Annotated in this window: 14 protein-coding genes; 7 read left to right on the forward strand and 7 right to left on the reverse strand. The window is 66.1% G+C overall.

Annotated elements, in window-relative coordinates:
• Window positions 1-28 precede the first annotated feature (28 nt).
• The gene (locus SBP02_RS06515; protein ID WP_318645581.1) at window positions 29-703 is read right to left on the reverse strand and encodes a COG3650 family protein; all 675 of its coding nucleotides are present in this window, start codon (window positions 701-703) and stop codon (window positions 29-31) included.
• 66 nt (window positions 704-769) lie between these two features.
• Here SBP02_RS06515 and SBP02_RS06520 point away from each other — a divergent pair, with 66 nt between their 5' ends.
• Window positions 770-1,162, forward strand: coding sequence for a DUF488 domain-containing protein (locus SBP02_RS06520; protein ID WP_318645582.1), 393 nt, complete (start codon window positions 770-772; stop codon window positions 1,160-1,162).
• A 249-nt stretch (window positions 1,163-1,411) separates the two neighbouring features.
• On the opposite strand, the gene SBP02_RS06525 is transcribed toward SBP02_RS06520, so the two are convergent.
• The 3 genes from SBP02_RS06525 to SBP02_RS06535 form a co-directional block, all read right to left on the reverse strand.
• Window positions 1,412-2,023: a LysE family translocator gene (locus tag SBP02_RS06525; protein WP_318645583.1), complete on the reverse strand. Its 612-nt coding sequence runs from the start codon at window positions 2,021-2,023 to the stop codon at window positions 1,412-1,414.
• 217 nt (window positions 2,024-2,240) lie between these two features.
• A complete protein-coding gene (locus tag SBP02_RS06530) occupies window positions 2,241-3,572 on the reverse strand; it encodes an OprD family porin (protein WP_318645584.1) in 1,332 nt (443 codons plus the stop codon).
• 276 nt (window positions 3,573-3,848) lie between these two features.
• Window positions 3,849-4,418: a PadR family transcriptional regulator gene (locus tag SBP02_RS06535; RefSeq protein WP_318645585.1), complete on the reverse strand. Its 570-nt coding sequence runs from the start codon at window positions 4,416-4,418 to the stop codon at window positions 3,849-3,851.
• Between the two features lie 119 nt (window positions 4,419-4,537).
• Here SBP02_RS06535 and SBP02_RS06540 point away from each other — a divergent pair, with 119 nt between their 5' ends.
• Window positions 4,538-6,187 carry a phytoene desaturase family protein gene (locus SBP02_RS06540; RefSeq protein WP_318645586.1) on the forward strand — a complete coding sequence of 550 codons (1,650 nt, stop codon included), beginning with the start codon at window positions 4,538-4,540 and terminating at the stop codon, window positions 6,185-6,187.
• A 12-nt stretch (window positions 6,188-6,199) separates the two neighbouring features.
• On the opposite strand, the gene SBP02_RS06545 is transcribed toward SBP02_RS06540, so the two are convergent.
• From SBP02_RS06545 to SBP02_RS06555, 3 genes are all read right to left on the reverse strand, one after another.
• Window positions 6,200-7,810 carry an FMN-binding glutamate synthase family protein gene (locus SBP02_RS06545; RefSeq protein ID WP_318645587.1) on the reverse strand — a complete coding sequence of 537 codons (1,611 nt, stop codon included), beginning with the start codon at window positions 7,808-7,810 and terminating at the stop codon, window positions 6,200-6,202.
• Window positions 7,811-7,960: 150 nt separating this feature from the next.
• On the reverse strand, window positions 7,961-9,034 hold the full coding sequence (locus tag SBP02_RS06550) for a hypothetical protein (protein ID WP_318645588.1): 1,074 nt from the start codon (window positions 9,032-9,034) through the stop codon (window positions 7,961-7,963).
• A gap of 92 nt (window positions 9,035-9,126) precedes the next feature.
• Window positions 9,127-11,766, reverse strand: a complete 2,640-nt coding sequence (locus SBP02_RS06555; RefSeq protein WP_318645589.1) for a CHASE domain-containing protein — start codon at window positions 11,764-11,766, stop codon at window positions 9,127-9,129.
• A 407-nt stretch (window positions 11,767-12,173) separates the two neighbouring features.
• Between SBP02_RS06555 and SBP02_RS06560 the strand changes: the two genes are divergently transcribed.
• The 5 genes from SBP02_RS06560 to SBP02_RS06580 all read left to right on the forward strand — a co-directional run bounded on the left by SBP02_RS06560 (window position 12,174) and on the right by SBP02_RS06580 (window position 16,300).
• Window positions 12,174-13,295 (forward strand): beta-ketoacyl-ACP synthase III, encoded by a 1,122-nt coding sequence (locus SBP02_RS06560; protein ID WP_318645590.1) that lies wholly within the window; start codon window positions 12,174-12,176, stop codon window positions 13,293-13,295.
• A complete protein-coding gene (locus tag SBP02_RS06565) occupies window positions 13,295-13,906 on the forward strand; it encodes an RNA polymerase sigma factor (RefSeq protein ID WP_318645591.1) in 612 nt (203 codons plus the stop codon). Before SBP02_RS06560 ends, SBP02_RS06565 begins: the two co-directional genes overlap by 1 nt.
• Entirely contained in the window at window positions 13,900-14,133 is a 234-nt protein-coding gene (locus SBP02_RS06570; protein ID WP_318645592.1) for an anti-sigma factor family protein, read from the forward strand. The genes SBP02_RS06565 and SBP02_RS06570 overlap by 7 nt, the downstream gene beginning before the upstream one ends.
• Window positions 14,134-14,249: 116 nt before the next feature.
• A complete protein-coding gene (locus SBP02_RS06575; protein WP_318645593.1) occupies window positions 14,250-14,699 on the forward strand; it encodes a hypothetical protein in 450 nt (149 codons plus the stop codon).
• 287 nt (window positions 14,700-14,986) lie between these two features.
• Entirely contained in the window at window positions 14,987-16,300 is a 1,314-nt protein-coding gene (locus tag SBP02_RS06580) for an OprO/OprP family phosphate-selective porin (RefSeq protein WP_318645594.1), read from the forward strand.
• Window positions 16,301-16,387 lie beyond the last annotated feature (87 nt).

Genomic DNA, 16,387 nt, shown 5'->3' on the forward strand with positions numbered 1-16,387 from the left:
TTAGGAGAGGGGGCGGGGTAGGAGGGGATCAGTCGCTGCGTGCGCCACCGTAGTAGCCGCAGCCGCGCAGCACTTCGCCGTTCAGCCGCAGCTCGGCCGCGAGGTGCTGCACCGCGCCGCTCATGGGGTCGACGCAGCGTTGTGGCGCGACCCAGAGTTCCAGGCGCTGGCCGTTGGCCTCGCTGGTCAGGTTCAGGCGTCCCTCGGGTAGGCGCTCCTCGAGAAAGGGCAGGGCCTGGGCGGCTTGGCCCTGGCGCTCGAGCATCAGGCCGCCGGCGCCGACCGTCACGCTCCAGCCCGGCTCCTGGCCGCTGGCGTGCAGGGTGCTGCGCTTGAAGTTGGGGTCGTCGCAGCCCCGGCCCTCGTGCTGCAGGCGGTAGATCCGCGCGAGGTTCAGCTGGCCGTCGACGCCATTTTGCTGGCTTGCCGCCAGGCTGCCGCGCACGTCGGCGAACAGCGGGCCGGAGCCGCCGGCGAGCAGCTCGGTGGCTTCGGCCATGATGTCGGTGGCGCCGGCATCCTCGATGACGAAGCGCCGCTGCTCCTGGCAGGGCCGCAGCAGCAGCTGTCCGTCCGCCTGGCTGAGCTCGCCCTGCAGGCGCGTCTGTTCGGCGCTGCCGGCGTCGCCGGGCTGGCTCTCGAACACCTGGCAACTGGCGAACAGCGGCAGTAGGGCAAACAATAGGGGGCGACTAGTGGGCATCGGGCTTCTCCTAGCAAGGAGGGCCACGTTACCCAGGCCTCCGGACTATCACAAGGGTGCGAGCGGATGATCCAGTGCAAGCGAGTCTACCAGGGCGTCGAGGAGGAGGACGGCCGGCGTGTGCTGGTCGATCGCCTGTGGCCGAGGGGCTGCAGCAAGGCGGCGCTGCAGCTGCATGCCTGGTTGCCCGAGGTGGCGCCAGCGACCGAGTTGCGTCGTGCCTTCGACCATGACCCTGCGGCCTTTGCCGAGTTTCGGCGTCAGTACCGTGCGCAGTTGGCCGGCCACCCGGAGCATTGGCAGGGCCTGCTGGCGCTCGCCGAGCAGGGCACCCTGACCCTGCTGTTCGCCGCGCGCGACAGTGAGCACAACAATGCCCGGGTGTTGGCGGAGTTTCTCGAGCAGGAACTGGACCGCCGCGCAGATCCCAGCTCGCCGGTGTGTTATGCCGACCGTTGACCAGCGGCCGCTGTCGGTACGGTTCTGCACGAAGCGCCCGACCTGGAAGCCGATCTCGTTGAACAGGATGATCGGGACGAACAGCACGGCGGTGATGATGAAGCTGTTGTAGCCGTAGAGCAGTTCTTGCTGGTACATGGCGGGCTCTCACCTTGCCGGACGATGGCGGGGGCGAGATGGGCCGGCGGAGCCGGGCGGCGGCCTGCCCGGTCGCAATGCGGTCGGGGTGCGGTTCGGTGTCGTGCGGGCTTAGCGGGTCAGCGGCAAGGCCGCCCCCATGGCTGCGAACAGTCCGCCGCAGCAGCGATTGAAGCCGCGACCGCAGCGCTGCAGCCAGGGCCGCACCTGGTGCGCAGCGCGGGCCAGGAGGAATTCCGCCAGGGCCTCGACCACGGCGAAGGTCAGGGCCATCACCGCGAATTGCAGCAGCAGGTCGGCCTGGGGATCGAGGAACTGCGGCAGGAAGGCGCCGAAGAACAGGATCACCTTGGGGTTGGACAGCGCCGACAGCAGGCCCTGGCGGAACAGGGCGGTGCCGGGCTTGGCGGTGGCGCGCTCGGCGGCGTCGAGCCGCAGCGGCGGGGCGCGCCACAGCTGGAAGCCGAGCCAGACCAGATAGGCGCCGCCGATCCACTTGAGTAGCACCAGGGCGTTGGCCGAGGCCTGCAGCAGCGCGCCGATGCCGAACATCGACAGGGCCATCAGGGCGGCAAAACCTACCACCCCGCCGGCGGTGGTCCACAGGGCCTTCTTGTAGCCGTAGAGGGTGCCGTGGGTCAGCACCAGCAGGCTGTTGGGACCGGGGGTCAGCACCAGGCCAATGACGGCGGTGAGGTAGAGCAGCCAGGTGTGCAGGGCCATGGGGCGTCCACGCGAGATAGAGGGGCGTTCGCGCCTTTTTATGCCCGGGGCGGCGGTTGGTCAAGCGAGTAACGCGTTCACCCGATAACACTCATCCAGCCCTAGGGGGGAAGGCGAGGGCGGCATAGAGGTTGAAAGAGGCCGGGCCGCATCGACACAACCCGGCAGGCTGAGCGGCGCTCGCGCAAGCGCTGACGCTTGCGCGGAGCGGGAGACTTCATAGCACGCTCAGGGGGTACTCGACGATAACGCGCACCTCGTCGACGTCGCCATCGATCTGATTGGCCGAGCCGCGGTGAGTCGCCTGGCGGACGCGGAAGGACAGGTCCTTGGCGGCTCCTCCCTGGACCACATACTTGGCCTCCAGATCGCGCTCCCAGTGCTTCTCGTTGGTGGCCGCGGCATTGAAGAAGCCGCTGAGCGGGTCGGCATCCGTGCTGTCGATATTGTCGCCGCGGATGTAGCGGGCCATCAGCGTCAGCCCGGGCACGCCAAACTCGGCCATATCCAGGTCGTAGCGCAGTTGCCAGGACTCCTCGTTCGGCGCGTTGAAGTCGGAATACTGCACCGAGTTGGCCAGGTAGATGGCGTTGAAGCCGATATAGTCGAAGCCGTCATTGCCGTCGACCTTCTGGAAGGCCAGGGTCAGCGCATGGGGGCCCATGGCGTACTTGGAGGCCAGCGACCAGGTGGTGTTCTCGATGGCACCGGCCAGGGCTTTGCCCTCATCGAGGGTGCGATAGATGTTGAAGTCGAAGTTCAGCGAGCGCATGTCACCGAGCGGAAGGGTGTAATTGGCATTGCCGTAGTAACGCCGCCAGGTGTCTTCGACTTCCGACGCGAACAGGCTCAGGTTCAAGTTGTCGCTGGCGGTATAGGTACCCCCCGCCCAGTCCGCCGTATTGCCCACGTTGCCGGCATACTGGATTTGCAACCCGCCGTCGGAGTTGGTGCTACCGAACTCGTTCATCGCGGTGACATGGCCGGCGTCGATACTCAGGCTGTCGATTTCATCGCTGGTGAGGAATACGCCGGTGGCGGTCTGGGGCAGCAGCCGCGCGTCGCCGGTCGCAATCATCGGGTTCTCGACCCGTTTCTCACCGACTTTCAGCACGGTATTGGACAGCCTGACTTTGACGACGCCGCCCACCTCGCTGTAGTCGTCGCTGGGTCTGCCATCGCTGCCCACCGGCAACAGGGCGGTGCCGGTGCGGCCGCCGCCGCTGTCGAGCTTGATACCTAGATGGCCGTAGGCATCGACGCCGAAGCCGACCGTGCCCTGGGTGAAGCCGGACTCGAAGACCGCCATGATGCCGTGCGCCGCCTCTTCCCGGTAACCGTTCTCGCGACCGGGTTTGGCAGCATTGGTGCCGGCGCCGTTGAATCCCCCATTACGGAAGTCGCGGTTGAAGTAGAAAGTTCGGTTAAGAATGTTGAAAGTGCTGTCTTCGATAAAGCCCTTCGATTCGCTCTGTTGACTAGCAGCGGCCATTTGCAACGAGGCTGCTGATACTGCCAGCGCCACGATACTAAGGGTGATGGTGCGCATTGGAACTTCCTCTTATGGACACGGAGGTTGTTGTTCGGTGTGCCAATACCAGCCCGTCTGGACTGCCTCTTAGAGCGTAGCGTTCGAAGGTAAAGCGACAAGTTTGTCCGATAAGTGGATGTTTTTCGGTGCGTTAGTTGATCGGTAAAAGACAGCTTAAAGAGTACTTGTGAACAAGCTCCGAGAGTCTTGGCCGTGCCGGCGTCGAGGCACTCGCGCCTGATCTTCGCGCCTGCATCGAGCCGCAAATGGGCGCACGTATTTCAGATTTTTTTGTTATTGCTCAACGCTTTGCGCGCTCGTCTGGTCGGTGCGGGCGGCCAATTCCGCGTCGACTTCCTCGGCCCAGGCCAGCCAGGCCCGTTCGCCGAGGATGCCGCGGCGCAGGGTCAGGTAGGGCAGGCGTTGCCGCCTTTGCTCTTGCGGCTCCAGGGCCAGGTACTGGCGCTCGATGTCCAGCAGGCTGTCCAGCGTGCCTTGGTGGGTCGCGCGGTGACGGGCCATCTCCGCGCGCAGGTTGTCCGGCTCGACCAGGGCACCGGCGAACAGCTTGACCAGCAGCGCATCGTTGATCTTGTTCGGCGCCGCCGGTTCGGCCAGCCAGCGCCTGAGCTCGTCACGGCCGGCGGGGCTGATGCTGTAGACCTTCTTGTCCGGCTTGTCGCTCTGCGCCTGCTCGCTGCACTGCAACCAGCCCTCGTCGCTGAGGCGGCGCAACTCTTGATAGACCTGCTGGTGCTTGGCGTTCCAGAAGTAACCGAGCGATTCCTTGAAGTGGCGGACGATGTCGTAACCGCTGGCCGGTTCGGTTTCCAGCAGGGTGAGGATGGCGTGGCGCAAGGACATGGGGCAACCAAGGCGAGGGGTGGTGGAGCCATTCTAAATACATATGCAAAAAGTTGCATTTGCCGTTCTACTGGTCTAATTATGCAAATACTTGCATAACAATAATGACCGGAGCTCCCATGAAACGCACAGGTACCCGCTTCCGCAAGAACAAGGCCCTTCCCCACTACGATTGCATCGTCATCGGCTCCGGCGTCGGCGGCCTGTGCACCGCGGCCTTGCTGGCCAAGGCCGGACAGAAAGTCTGCGTGCTGGAGCAGCACTACACCGCCGGTGGCTACACCCATGTCTACGAGCGCGAGGGCTATGAGTGGGATGTGGGGGTGCACTACATCGGCGAGGTGCACAAGCCCTGGTCGGTGATCCGCCGGGTGTTCGACGCGATCAGCGACGGCCAGCTGGAGTGGGCGCCCATGGATGCCCATTACGACCACATCGTCATCGGCGACCAGAGCTTCCGCTACCTGGCCGGGCGCGATGAGTTCAAGGCCGAGATCAAGCGGCACTTCCCCGAGGAGGGCGCGGCCATCGACCGCTACGTCGAGCTGATCAGCGAGGTCAGCCAGAAGATTCCACGCTTCTTCGCCGGCCAGGCCCTGCCGCGCAGCCTCGGCGTGCTGTACAACCGCCTGCGTCGGCGGCTGTTCCCGGCCTACTTCTTCCAGAGCACCCGCCAGGTGCTGGAAGGCCTGACCGACAACCAGCAGCTGATCGGTGTGCTCTGCGCCCAGTGGGGCGACTATGGCCTGCCGCCGGCGCAGGCGGCGTTCATGATGCACGCCATGGTGGCCAAGCATTACATCACCGGAGGCAACTACCCGGTGGGCGGCTCGGTGCGCATTGCCGAGACCATCATCCCGGTGATCGAGGCGGCCGGCGGCCATGTGTTCACCTATGCCGGCGTCGAGCAGGTGCTGATCGAGAACAACCGCGCCTGTGGCGTGCGCCTGGTCAAGGACGGCCACGAGCTCACCGCCGACAGGGTCGTCAGCTGCGCCGGCCTGCTGCCGACCTACCAGCGCCTGCTGCCGCCCGAGCTGGCGGAGCGCCACGGCCTGCAGGACAAGCTCGAACGGGTCGCGCCTTCGGCCTCCCATGTGTGCCTGTATGCCGGCTTCAAGGGCGATGCCGCGAGCCTGGGGCTGCCCAAGACCAACTTCTGGCTGTACCCGGAGTTCGACCACGACCTGAGCGTCAAGCGCTTCATGGACTCGCCGGGGCTGGATTTCCCGATGATCTACATCTCCTTCCCCTCGGCCAAGGACCCGGACTGGGATCGCCGCTACCCCGGCAAGTCGACGGTGGAGATCGTCGCGCCGAGCTTCCCGCAGTGGTTCGAGCAGTGGAAGGGCAGCACCTGGAACAAGCGTGGCGAGGACTACGAGGCGTTCAAGGCGCGCATCAGCGAGGTGCTGCTCGAGGCCCTGTACAAACATCAGCCGCAGTTGCGCGCGGCCCTGGACTACTGCGAGCTGTCCACGCCGCTGTCCACCGAGTGGTTCCAATGGAATCAGGTCGGCGAGATCTACGGCATCGAGCACACGGTGCAGCGCTTCGAGCAGCACTGGGTTCACCCGCAGACGCCGATCAAGAACTTCTACCTGACCGGCTCGGACGTGGTCACCGCCGGGGTCGGCGGGGCGCTGATGGGCGGCGTGCTGACCGCCGTGCGCCTGCTCGGCTGGCGCGCCTACAAGGTCAAACAGATGCTCGAGGGCGCCTACCGGCCGGCGGTGCAGGCGGTGGCGCCGGTGGAGTCGCCGAGCTGAGGCGACCCCGGCTCAGGCCTGCGCCGCCTCGAAGCTGTCGGCGCGGGCCATCTGCCACATGCGCGCGTAGAACTCGCCTGCGATGGCTTCGCCGAGCAGCTCGCCGGGCTTGAGAAACACATGCTGCTGGGCGAACAGCTTGATCTCGGTGGCGGACATGCGCCGCACCAGGTGCCTGGCGTCCAGTTGCGCCGGGTGTTCGAGGCCGGCGGCGGCGAGCATTTCGGCCAGCGCCTCGAGGGTGTTGCGGTGGAAGTTGTGCACCCGCTGGGCCTTGTCCTCGACCACCAGGGCGCGCTGGCGCTGCGGGTCCTGGGTGGCCACCCCGGTCGGGCACTTGTTGGTGTGGCAGCTCTGGCTCTGGATGCAGCCGATGGCGAACATGAAGCCGCGGGCGGCGTTGGCCCAGTCGGCGCCGATGGCCAGCACGCAGGCGATGTCGAAGGCGCTGACGATCTTGCCGCTGGCACCGAGCCTGATCTTGTCGCGCAGGTTCACGCCCACCAGGGTGTTGTGCACGAACAGCAGGCCCTCGCGCATCGGTACGCCGAGGTGGTCGGTGAACTCCAGGGGCGCGGCGCCGGTGCCACCCTCCTTGCCGTCGACCACGATGAAGTCGGGGAGGATGCCGGTCTCCAGCATCGCCTTGGCGATGCCCATGAACTCCCAGGGGTGACCCAGGCACAACTTGAAGCCCACCGGCTTGCCGCCGGACAGCTCGCGCAGGCTGGCGATGAACTGCAGCAGCTCGATGGGGGTGGAGAAGGCGCTGTGGCGCGCTGGCGAGACGCAGTCCTGGCCCATGGGCACGCCGCGGGTGGCGGAGATCTCCGCGGTGACCTTGTGCTTGGGCAGGATGCCGCCGTGCCCCGGTTTGGCGCCCTGACTGAGCTTGATCTCGATCATCCGCACCTGGGGGCTGCGCGCCTGCTCGGCGAAGCGCTCGCCATCGAAGTGGCCGTTCTGGTCGCGGCAGCCGAAGTAGCCGCTGCCGATCTCCCAGATCAGGTCGCCGCCGTGCTCGCGGTGGTAAGGGCTGATGCTGCCCTCGCCGGTGTCGTGGGCAAAGTTGCCCAGCTTGGCGCCCTGGTTCAGGGCGCGAATGGCGTTGGCGCTGAGCGAGCCGAAGCTCATGGCCGAGATATTGAACAGCGAGGCGCTGTAGGGCTGGCGGCACTGCGGCCCGCCGATGGTCACGCGAAAGCTCTCGGGGTCGGCCGGCGCTGCCGGGCGCATGGAGTGGCCGATGAACTCGTAGCCGTCCTGATAGACATCCAGCAGGGTGCCGAAGGCCTTGTCGGCGCCCTGGTTCTTCGCCCGGGCATAGACCAGGGAGCGCTGGGCGCGGGAGAAGGGCAGCTTGTCGCCGTCGCCCTCCAGCAGGTACTGGCGGATCTCCGGGCGGATGCCCTCGACCAGGTAGCGGATGTTGCCGAGGATCGGGTAGTTGCGCCGCACCGCCTGGGGCGTCTGCAGCAGGTCGTTGATGCCGATCAGGCTGAGTGCGGCGCCGAGCAGGGTGAAGGGCCACAGCCATTGATGCTGGAGAAAGGCCAGGCTGACCAGGGTGAACAGTACACAGCTGACGAAGAAGGCGTAACGGCTGAGCAACGACAGGTTCATGCGGTGTCCCGATGGCGGAGAGGCTCGATCAGGCAATGTAGACGTCTTGGCGGTGCTTAGTCGAGGCTGCGCCAGGGCCGGCCAGGGGGCGATGGCAACGGGGCGAGCCGCCCCGCGGGGGCGGGGCAGCTCTCCAGGGCCCGCAGGCGGTCAGCGGGCGTTCTGCTTGAAGTTATCGTCCGAGGGCTCCTTGGTGTAGGCGCCTTGATCATGCACCAGCTTCTGGGTGCCGTTCATCAGGCTGGCGATGCGGCTGTCGGAGGTCTTGGCCGAGGCCGCCTGGTTGCTGCTGCCGCTGATCGGCGGCGGGTTGAAGGCGAACGACCACAGGTAGTGCCAGACCGCCGCGTTGTGCTTCTCGGTCTGTTGCACCGCATTGAAATACCAGGGTTTGAGCTCGGTAAAGGCGGTCATGTTCATCAGACCGCTGTTGCTGTCGCCGACGAACACTGTGCTGGTGACGGCCGAGGTGCGGTAGGCCTCGAAGATCACCCCCTTGCCCTTCAGCTCGCTGACATAGCTGCGGCAGACCTCGCCGACCCACCTGTTGCCCAGGTAGCTCTTGGCCTGGTTGGAGTAGAAGGGGTCGAGCAGGGCGACGCGCTTGGGCAACAATTTGCTGTTGAGCGTGCCGGCGGCGACCGCGTCGCTGATCTTCTTGGTCAGGACGATGGCCAGCTGGTTGCCCAGGGAATGGCCGAGCAGGCGGATGTTGCTGCCGCTGTAGCCGGCCAGGTTGTCCTTGTAGCTCTGGAACAGCAGGTCGCCGGCCGATTGCGCCGGGCCGTTGCTGTAGGCGCCGCTGGCGTTGCGCCAGCGCATGGCGCGGGGGCCGCTGGCGGTCCAGATCTTCGCCTCGGCGTCCTTCACTTCGCCCTCGTCGGCGAACTGGTTCCAGTAGAGGATGCCGACGTTGTAGCCGGCCGCCAGCCAGGCGTGGGCCAGGTCCAGGTCAGGGCCGCCGGCGTCGAGGCGATTGAAGGTCTCGCGGTTCTTCTTGGCGGTCGAGCCGTTCTGCCAGCCGTGGACGTAGATCACGGTCGGCTTGCTGGCGCTGTAATAGGCGTTGCCGTGACCCGGCACGGCCTTCTGCCAGCTGTCGCCGTAGCCGAACCAGTAGAGGCCGTAATCGAGGTTGTTGAAGGTGGTGTCGGGGAAGACGCCGGTGGCGGCTTCGGCCAGGGAGGTGAGCGTCAACAGGAAAAACAGCATGAGCTTGCGCATGGAGCCGACCCTATCTTGTTGTTGTGTGGGATCGGCAGAGCTTATCGGTGCACGCGCCGGCGACCATCGCCCGGATGGGGGATGGCCGAGGCTCAGGCGTCGGCCAGCGGCAGGGTGAAGTAGAAGGTGCTGCCCTGGCCCACCACGCTGTCGTAGCCGATCTGCCCGTGCATGCGCTCGATCAGGGTCTTGCAGATGCTCAGGCCCAGGCCGGTGCCGCCGCGCCGACGGCTGTCGGAACCATCGGCCTGGGCGAATTTCTGGAAGATGCGCGCGCGGAACTCTTCGGCGATGCCCGGGCCATGGTCGCGCACCTGGACCCTGACCTGTTTGTCGAGCACCTGTGCGGAGATTTCGACCTGGCCCTGGGGCTCGGAGAACTTCACCGCATTGGCGATCAGGTTGGTCAGTACCTGCTGCAGGCGCTGGCTATCGATCTGTACCGGAACCTGCTCGGGCAGGGCGCTGTCGTCGAGGCTGAGGCTGACCTGGTAGCCGTCCGCGTAGCCCTGATTGTGGGTCAGCGCCTCATGCAGCACGGGGCGCAGGTCGGTGCGGCTGAGCTGGATGCGGCTGTGGCCGAATTCCAGTTTCTCGATATCGAGGATGTCGTTGACCAGATTGACCAGGCGCTCGGAGTTGCTCTGGGCGATGCTCACCAGATCGTGCGCCTGTTCGCCGAGCGGGCCGACCGCGCCGGCACTGAGCAAGCCGAGAGAGCCCTTGATCGAGGTGAGCGGGGTGCGCAGCTCGTGGCTGATGGTGGCCACGAACTCGCTCTTCAGGCGTTCGACCTGCTTGCGGGCAGCGATGTCCCGGAGCATGCAGATGTACAGGCGCCGCCCTGGCAGCTCGTAGTCGCTCAGGCTGATCTCCAGCTCCAGTTCACGGCCCTGGGCATGGGTGCCACCGACCTCCAGAGGGGTGCGTAGCTGCTTGTCGAACACGGCACTGCTGCACGGATGCAGGCTGGGAATCAGGCTGCCGATCCGCCGTCCGATCAGTTCGGTTCTGGCGTAGCCGAACAGCTGGCTGCTGGCCGGGTTGGCACGCTCGATTCGGCCACTGTCATCGAAAATCAGGATGCCCTCGGCGGCGTTTTCCAGGATGGCGCTGAGTTCCAGGGTGCGCTGGCGCACCAGGCGCCGGACCTGGTCGGCGCGGCCGGTGACGGTCAGCAGGTAGCCGCCGAGCAGGCTGCACAGCAGCAGTCCGCCGGCCAGCACCGCCCAGGGTTGCAGGCCGTGGTTGCGCTGCAGGAAGGCCGCGGTCGGCGAGATGGCCAGCTGCAGCGTGCGGCCGCCGATCTCGAGCCTCTCCTGCCAGACCAGTTCCGCGGCATAGGGCGGCAGGTCTTCCCCGGGTTGGCCGTAGAGCGGCTGCGGCTCGGCCTCGCTGATGTCCTCCAGCAGCAGCCTGTAGCTGTCCCTCGGGTAGGCCTTGAGCGCACTCTCGACCAGGTCGGTCAGGCGTATCACCGCCACGGCGTAGCCGCGCAACTGGCGTCGGCGTTGTTCGAGATCGGCGGGCCTGTCGCCGGCGTAGATCGCGTGCAGCAGCAGCACGCTGGGTTGCGGCGCCTCGTTGTCTTGGGCGAGGGTGATGGGGGCGGTCATCACGGTTGCGGCGCTGTCGCGGGCGGTCTCCAGGGCCTGGCGCCGCAGTGGCTTGGAGGCCACGTCGAAGCCCAGCGCCTTGGCATTGGCGGCAAAGGGTTCGACGTAGGTCACCGGGACATAGAGGTCCCGCGGGTGGGCTTCTATCAGTTCGCCTGAGTCGGTGTATTCGTAGATGTGAAAGCCCGCGAAGCCCTCGGCGACCACCTGCGCCTCATAGGCCGTGCGCTGTTCGGCGCGAATCAGCGGGTCCCAGCTCACCGCGGTGATGCCCGGGTAGGTGCTCGGCAGGTTGGCGACGAACTGGGCGAACTCTTCCCGCGTCACCCGCTCGGAGGCGGCAAACAGGCGCTCGATGGAGTGCGCCGCCTTGCTGTAGAGCTCGAAGCGGAACTTGAGCGTGGCGCTCATCAGCTTCGCCTGCTCGTGAAAGCGCTGGCGCAGGCTGTGTTGCTCGGCCTCGCTGGCGCGGATGAAGATCAGCACCATGATGGCGCAGCTGATCAGCAGCGGCAGGCCGACGCTGCCGAGACGGCTGCGCCACAAGGGCCGGGGCTCGGCGAACAGGATGAACATCAGCGGCGTGGCGATCAGCACGCCGATGCTGTCGCCCACCCACCAGGTCCACCAGCTGAACGAGAAGTCGGCGGCGCCGATGACCCGGTTGAGGTAGAGCACGCCGGTACCGGCGGTGGCGCTGATCAGGCAGGCCAGGGGGCCCCCCAGGAACAGCAGCAGGAAGATGCTGCGCTCGCTGGTGAGTGGCGTCGGAAAACCGACCATGCGCCGGATCAGCCAGCTGGCCACCAGGGTATTGAGCGAGGTGCCGAGGGCGATGCCCGTGGCGATCGTCAGGGCTTTCAGGCTCAGCTGGTCGAGGCTGCCGAGACCGATGCTGAGGTTGAGCAGGGTCGAGCCGAGGAAGACCCCGGCGAGCATCGGGTAGCCCCAGACCAGCACGGCCGCCAGGGCGATGCCCACGGGCGGGAAGACGGCGCTGGCGAAACCGGGCGGAATGGCCAGCAGCAGCGCCAGGCGACCGGCGAGGGCATAGGCCAGGGCCAGCAGGAGAATCTTCAGCGCTAGGGGCACAGCGGACAAGGCTGGGGGCTGCATGAATTATTGGAACTCCGTTCGACGATTCGCCGCAGCGCTGCTTGGGCCTCCGACTCGGTCGAGCCGGCGTTGCCCTACATTTAAGCAGGTTTGACGCCACTGCTTTGGCATCATTCCCGGCACCCGGACTCTGCGCAAGGTGAAATCCGCGGCGCCCCCTCTGGCGCTGTGCCCGGCAGACAACGGCCAGGGCATGGCAGCCGGTGGCGTACCGCAGGTTCCGCTCAGTCGCTTGTTTGATCTGCGGACGAAATCGGCCCGGCTGTGGCACACTCTGCGCCTTGTAAGAGGGGCGTGTGTTGTCCGACGCCGATGTCCCGCCACCCTCCAGAGTTTATGCCTGTGGCCCAGCCATGGGCTTCTGCATAACCGGCCGCCAGATGCGGCAGAGAACGAGAGGAATGACCGTGCATAACGTCGTCATCAGCGGTACCGGTCTGTACACCCCGGCCAACAGCATCTCCAACGACGAGCTGGTGGCCTCCTTCAATGCCTATGTGCAACAGTTCAACGCCGAACATGCCGAGGCCATCGCCCGTGGCGAGGTCGAGGCGCTGGCCGAGTCGAGCAGCGCCTTCATCGAGAAGGCCTCGGGCATCAAGAGCCGCTATGTGGTCGACAAGGACGGCATCCTCGATCCGCAGCGCATGGCGCCGCGCATTCCCGAGCGCAGCAACGACGAGTGGGGCATTCTCTGTGAGATGGCCGTGGCCGCCGCCAAGCAGGCGCTGGAACGCGCCGGGCGCACGGTCGCCGACATCGACGGGGTGATAGTGGCCTGCTCCAACCTGCAGCGCGCCTACCCGGCGGTGGCCGTCGAAGTGCAGGCTGCCCTGGGCATCGACGGCTGGGGCTACGACATGAATGTGGCCTGCTCCTCGGCCACCTTCGGCATCCAGGCCGCCACCAATGCCGTGGCCACCGGCCAGGCCCGGGCGGTGCTGATGGTCAACCCGGAGATCTGCACCGGCCACCTGAATTTCCGCGACCGCGACAGCCACTTCATCTTCGGCGACGCCTGCACCGCGGTGATAGTCGAACGCGCCGACCTGGCGACTTCCCGGCACCAGTTCGATGTAGTCGGCACCAAGCTGCTGACCCAGTTCAGCAACAACATCCGCAACAACTTCGGCTTCCTCAACCGCTGTGCGGAGGAGGGCGTGGGGGCCCGCGACAAGCTGTTCGTCCAGGAAGGGCGCAAGGTGTTCAAGGAAGTCTGCCCGATGGTCGCCGAGCTGATCGCCGCGCACCTCGCCGAGAACGGCCTGGACGTCGCTCAGGTCAAGCGCTTCTGGCTGCACCAGGCCAACCTCAACATGAACCTGCTGATCGCCCGCAAACTGCTCGGCCGCGATGCCGAGCCGCACGAGGCGCCGGTGATCCTCGACAGCTACGCCAACACCAGCTCGGCCGGCTCGGTGATCGCCCTGCACAAGCACCAGGACGACCTGCCCGGCGGCGCCCTGGGCGTGCTCAGCTCCTTCGGCGCCGGCTACTCGATCGGCAGCGTGATCCTGCGTAAGCGCTGATGGACTACTCGGCCGATAACGCGCTGCTCGTTCGCCTGCTGGCGGGCGAGCAAAAAGCCTTCCGCGAGCTGGTGGCCACCTACCAGGGGGCGATGCGCGCGGTGGCCTTCGCCATAGTCGGCAGCCGCAATGCCGATGAGGTGGTGCAGGATGCCTGGCTGGCGGTGGTGCGCAGCCTGGACGGCTTCCAGGGCCGTTCCAGCCTGAAGACCTGGCTGCTGACCATCACGGCCAACGCCGCCAAGACCCGTCTGAAGCACAATCGCCGGGAGGTGCTGCTCGACGACCTGCCGGGGCCCCACGGCTCGGTCGGCGACGAGCGCTTCTCCGAGAGTGGTCACTGGCTGCTGGAGCCCCACGCCTGGCACCAGGACACCCCGGAGGCACTGCTCACCGAGGGCGAGTTGCGTGAATGCCTGGAGAAGACCCTGGCCAGCCTGTCCGAGCTGCAAGGCAGCGTGCTGCTGTTGCGCGAGCGCCAGGGCCTGGAGTTGGAACAGATCTGTAATCTTTTGGAGATATCCCTCTCCAATGTCCGGGTGTTGCTGCATCGAGCGCGTTTGAAGGTGTTCGCTACCCTGGAGCATTTCGAGGAGACCGGCCAATGCTGACGTGCAAGGAACTGGTGGCGAATTCCAGCGACTTTTTGGACAGCCAGCTGAGTCTGCGCCAGCGTCTGTCGGTGCGGGCTCACCTGGCCATGTGCCGCAAGTGCCGGCGTTTCATCCGGCAGATGCGCCTCAGCCAGGCGGTGTTGCGCCAGCTGCCCGAGGGGCAGATCGCCGGGCTGGATGCGTTGGCCCAGGAGCTGGCCAGGCAGCGGCGCGAGCGCCTGTAGAGCACCCTCCGCCCCCGAGTTCGCCTATCCTGTGAGTCTGCGAGCCCGGCGGACTCCCGCGTCGGCCTCGTTTGTGATCGTGCCTATCGGCCCGGCCCCCGGGCGAGGGATTACAGATGCCAGGCATTTCATCACCTGAGGATTGGTTCGCCGGACTCAAGGCGCTGTACCTCGACGACTTCCCCAAGCGCTGTCGCACCTGCGGCCGGGTGTTTGCCAGCGAGGCCGACTACTTCCGCCAGACCCAGGCGATCCGCCCCGATATCACCGGCCTTAAGGCGGTCGAGGACGAAGAAGAAGGGCCCCAGGTCGAGGTCTTTCGTAACTGTGTGTGCGGCTCCACCCTGCTGGTGAACTGCGCCTCGCGGCGCGATCACTCGGCGGCCGGGCAGAGCCGGCGGCGGTTGTTCGATGAGCTGCTGAGTTACCTGGAGCGCCATGGCATCGAGCGGATGCAGGCCCGCAGCGAGTTGTTGCGGGTGGCCTCCGGCGAGCGTAGCGCACTGCTGGAGACCTGGTATGGCCAGATCGCCGCGCAGAGTCGGGCCAAGAAACCCGGGCCTTGAGCCGCCTGTCGTGGGCCCTGCAGTCGCCTCGTCGGCATGGCGCCCGGCAATTGTCTGAGTGGACCGGACGGCATCCTTGTCCGGGGCGCCGCGCCCGGACCGCCGGCGGCGGAAACTACAGTCTTTCGTTGCTTATGTGTAATCGAAGTAAAAAGTTCCGTTGTCATAAAACATTTATATATCGGCAACGGCGCTGAAACGATCCGCCGCGAAGATTCCCCACCAGCACGAACGAGCGCGAGCGCTCGGGTGTTTTCGACACTTAAAGTCCATTAGGGGAATCTTCGATGATCCGTAAGCACTTCGCCGGTTTTGCAGCCAGCGCCCTGGCTCTGGCCGTTTCCGCCCAGGCTTTCGCCGGTACCGTTACCACCGACGGCGCCGATATCGTGATCAAGACCAAGGGCGGCCTGGAAGTCGCCACCACCGACAAGGCCTTCAGCTTCAAGCTGGGCGGTCGTCTGCAGGCCGACTACGGTCGCTTCGACGGTTTCCACACCAAGAACGGCAACACCGGTGACGGCGCCTACTTCCGCCGCGCCTTCCTGGAAATCGGCGGCGTGGCCTACCAGGACTGGAAATACCAGATCAACTACGACTTCGCCCACAACGCCGGCAGCGCCGAGGACGGCTACTTCGACGAGGCCTCCATCGCCTACACCGGCTTCGCCCCGCTGACCCTGAAGTTCGGCCGCTTCGACCCCGACTTCGGCCTGGAAAAGGCCACCAGCTCCAAGTGGATCACCGCCATCGAGCGTAATGCCGCGTACGAAGTTGCCGACTGGGTCAACGGCCACGAGAACGGCCTGGGCGCCCAAGCCAGCGCCGTGGTGGGGGGCATGGCCTGGGTTTCCGCCGGCCTGACCGCCAAGGACAGCAACGACAGCGACGGCGACAGCACCAAGCAGTTCAACGCCCGCGGCGTGTTCGCGCCGATGAGCGAGGCCGGCAACGTGCTGCACCTGGGCCTGAACTATGCCCAGCGCGACCTGGACGATGTGGCTGCCGACGGCCGCGTGCGTCCGCGTCTGACCGTGCGTGGCGTGTCCACCGCCGGCGGCAACGACGCCGGTGACAACGGCAACCGCGCCGTCTTCGGCGGCTTCCGCGGCGTGGCCGGCGACTTCGAGGACGACACCGCCTGGGGCGCCGAACTGGCCTGGGCCGCCGGTCCGCTGTCGGTGCAGGGCGAGTACCTGAGCCGCAAGCTGAAGGCCGATCGCGCCACCCTCGAGGACATCGAGACCAGCGGTTACTACGGCCAGGTCGCCTACACCCTGACCGGCGAATCGCGCGGCTACAAGCTGGACGGCGCCAAGTTCGACAGCATCAAGCCGAGCAACAAGCAGATCGGCGCCTGGGAAGTGTTCTACCGCTACGACCACATCAGCGTCGAGGACGACAACATCGTCACCGCGACCGCCACCCGCGAAGTGGGCGACGCCGAGGCCAAGCTGCACACGGTCGGCGTGAACTGGTACGCCAACGAGTCGGTCAAGGTCGCGGCCAACTACGTGATGAGCGAAACCGACAAGATCACCAACAGCGTCGGCGACGACGAGGGCGATGCCGTGGTGATGCGCCTGCAGTACGTGTTCTAAGCGACGCCATACCCGCTAGAAAAGCACAGCGCTCCTGTACCAGCCCCGCCCCGTGCGGGGCTTTTTTTCGTCCGCGCAACAGGCCAG

This window comes from Pseudomonas benzenivorans (assembly GCF_033547155.1).
Taxonomy (GTDB): domain Bacteria; phylum Pseudomonadota; class Gammaproteobacteria; order Pseudomonadales; family Pseudomonadaceae; genus Aquipseudomonas; species Aquipseudomonas benzenivorans_B.

What these genes read in the sequence shown, in the direction of transcription:
- SBP02_RS06570 (WP_318645592.1), top strand. Translation starts at nt 13,900, where the DNA reads ATGCTGACGTGCAAGGAACTGGTGGCGAATTCCAGCGACTTTTTGGAC.
- SBP02_RS06550 (WP_318645588.1), bottom strand. Translation starts at nt 9,034, where the DNA reads ATGCGCAAGCTCATGCTGTTTTTCCTGTTGACGCTCACCTCCCTGGCC.
- SBP02_RS06580 (WP_318645594.1), top strand. Translation starts at nt 14,987, where the DNA reads ATGATCCGTAAGCACTTCGCCGGTTTTGCAGCCAGCGCCCTGGCTCTG.
- SBP02_RS06520 (WP_318645582.1), top strand. Translation starts at nt 770, where the DNA reads ATGATCCAGTGCAAGCGAGTCTACCAGGGCGTCGAGGAGGAGGACGGC.
- SBP02_RS06545 (WP_318645587.1), bottom strand. Translation starts at nt 7,810, where the DNA reads ATGAACCTGTCGTTGCTCAGCCGTTACGCCTTCTTCGTCAGCTGTGTA.
- SBP02_RS06565 (WP_318645591.1), top strand. Translation starts at nt 13,295, where the DNA reads ATGGACTACTCGGCCGATAACGCGCTGCTCGTTCGCCTGCTGGCGGGC.
- SBP02_RS06540 (WP_318645586.1), top strand. Translation starts at nt 4,538, where the DNA reads ATGAAACGCACAGGTACCCGCTTCCGCAAGAACAAGGCCCTTCCCCAC.
- SBP02_RS06535 (WP_318645585.1), bottom strand. Translation starts at nt 4,418, where the DNA reads ATGTCCTTGCGCCACGCCATCCTCACCCTGCTGGAAACCGAACCGGCC.
- SBP02_RS06515 (WP_318645581.1), bottom strand. Translation starts at nt 703, where the DNA reads ATGCCCACTAGTCGCCCCCTATTGTTTGCCCTACTGCCGCTGTTCGCC.
- SBP02_RS06555 (WP_318645589.1), bottom strand. Translation starts at nt 11,766, where the DNA reads ATGCAGCCCCCAGCCTTGTCCGCTGTGCCCCTAGCGCTGAAGATTCTC.
- SBP02_RS06530 (WP_318645584.1), bottom strand. Translation starts at nt 3,572, where the DNA reads ATGCGCACCATCACCCTTAGTATCGTGGCGCTGGCAGTATCAGCAGCC.
- SBP02_RS06525 (WP_318645583.1), bottom strand. Translation starts at nt 2,023, where the DNA reads ATGGCCCTGCACACCTGGCTGCTCTACCTCACCGCCGTCATTGGCCTG.
- SBP02_RS06575 (WP_318645593.1), top strand. Translation starts at nt 14,250, where the DNA reads ATGCCAGGCATTTCATCACCTGAGGATTGGTTCGCCGGACTCAAGGCG.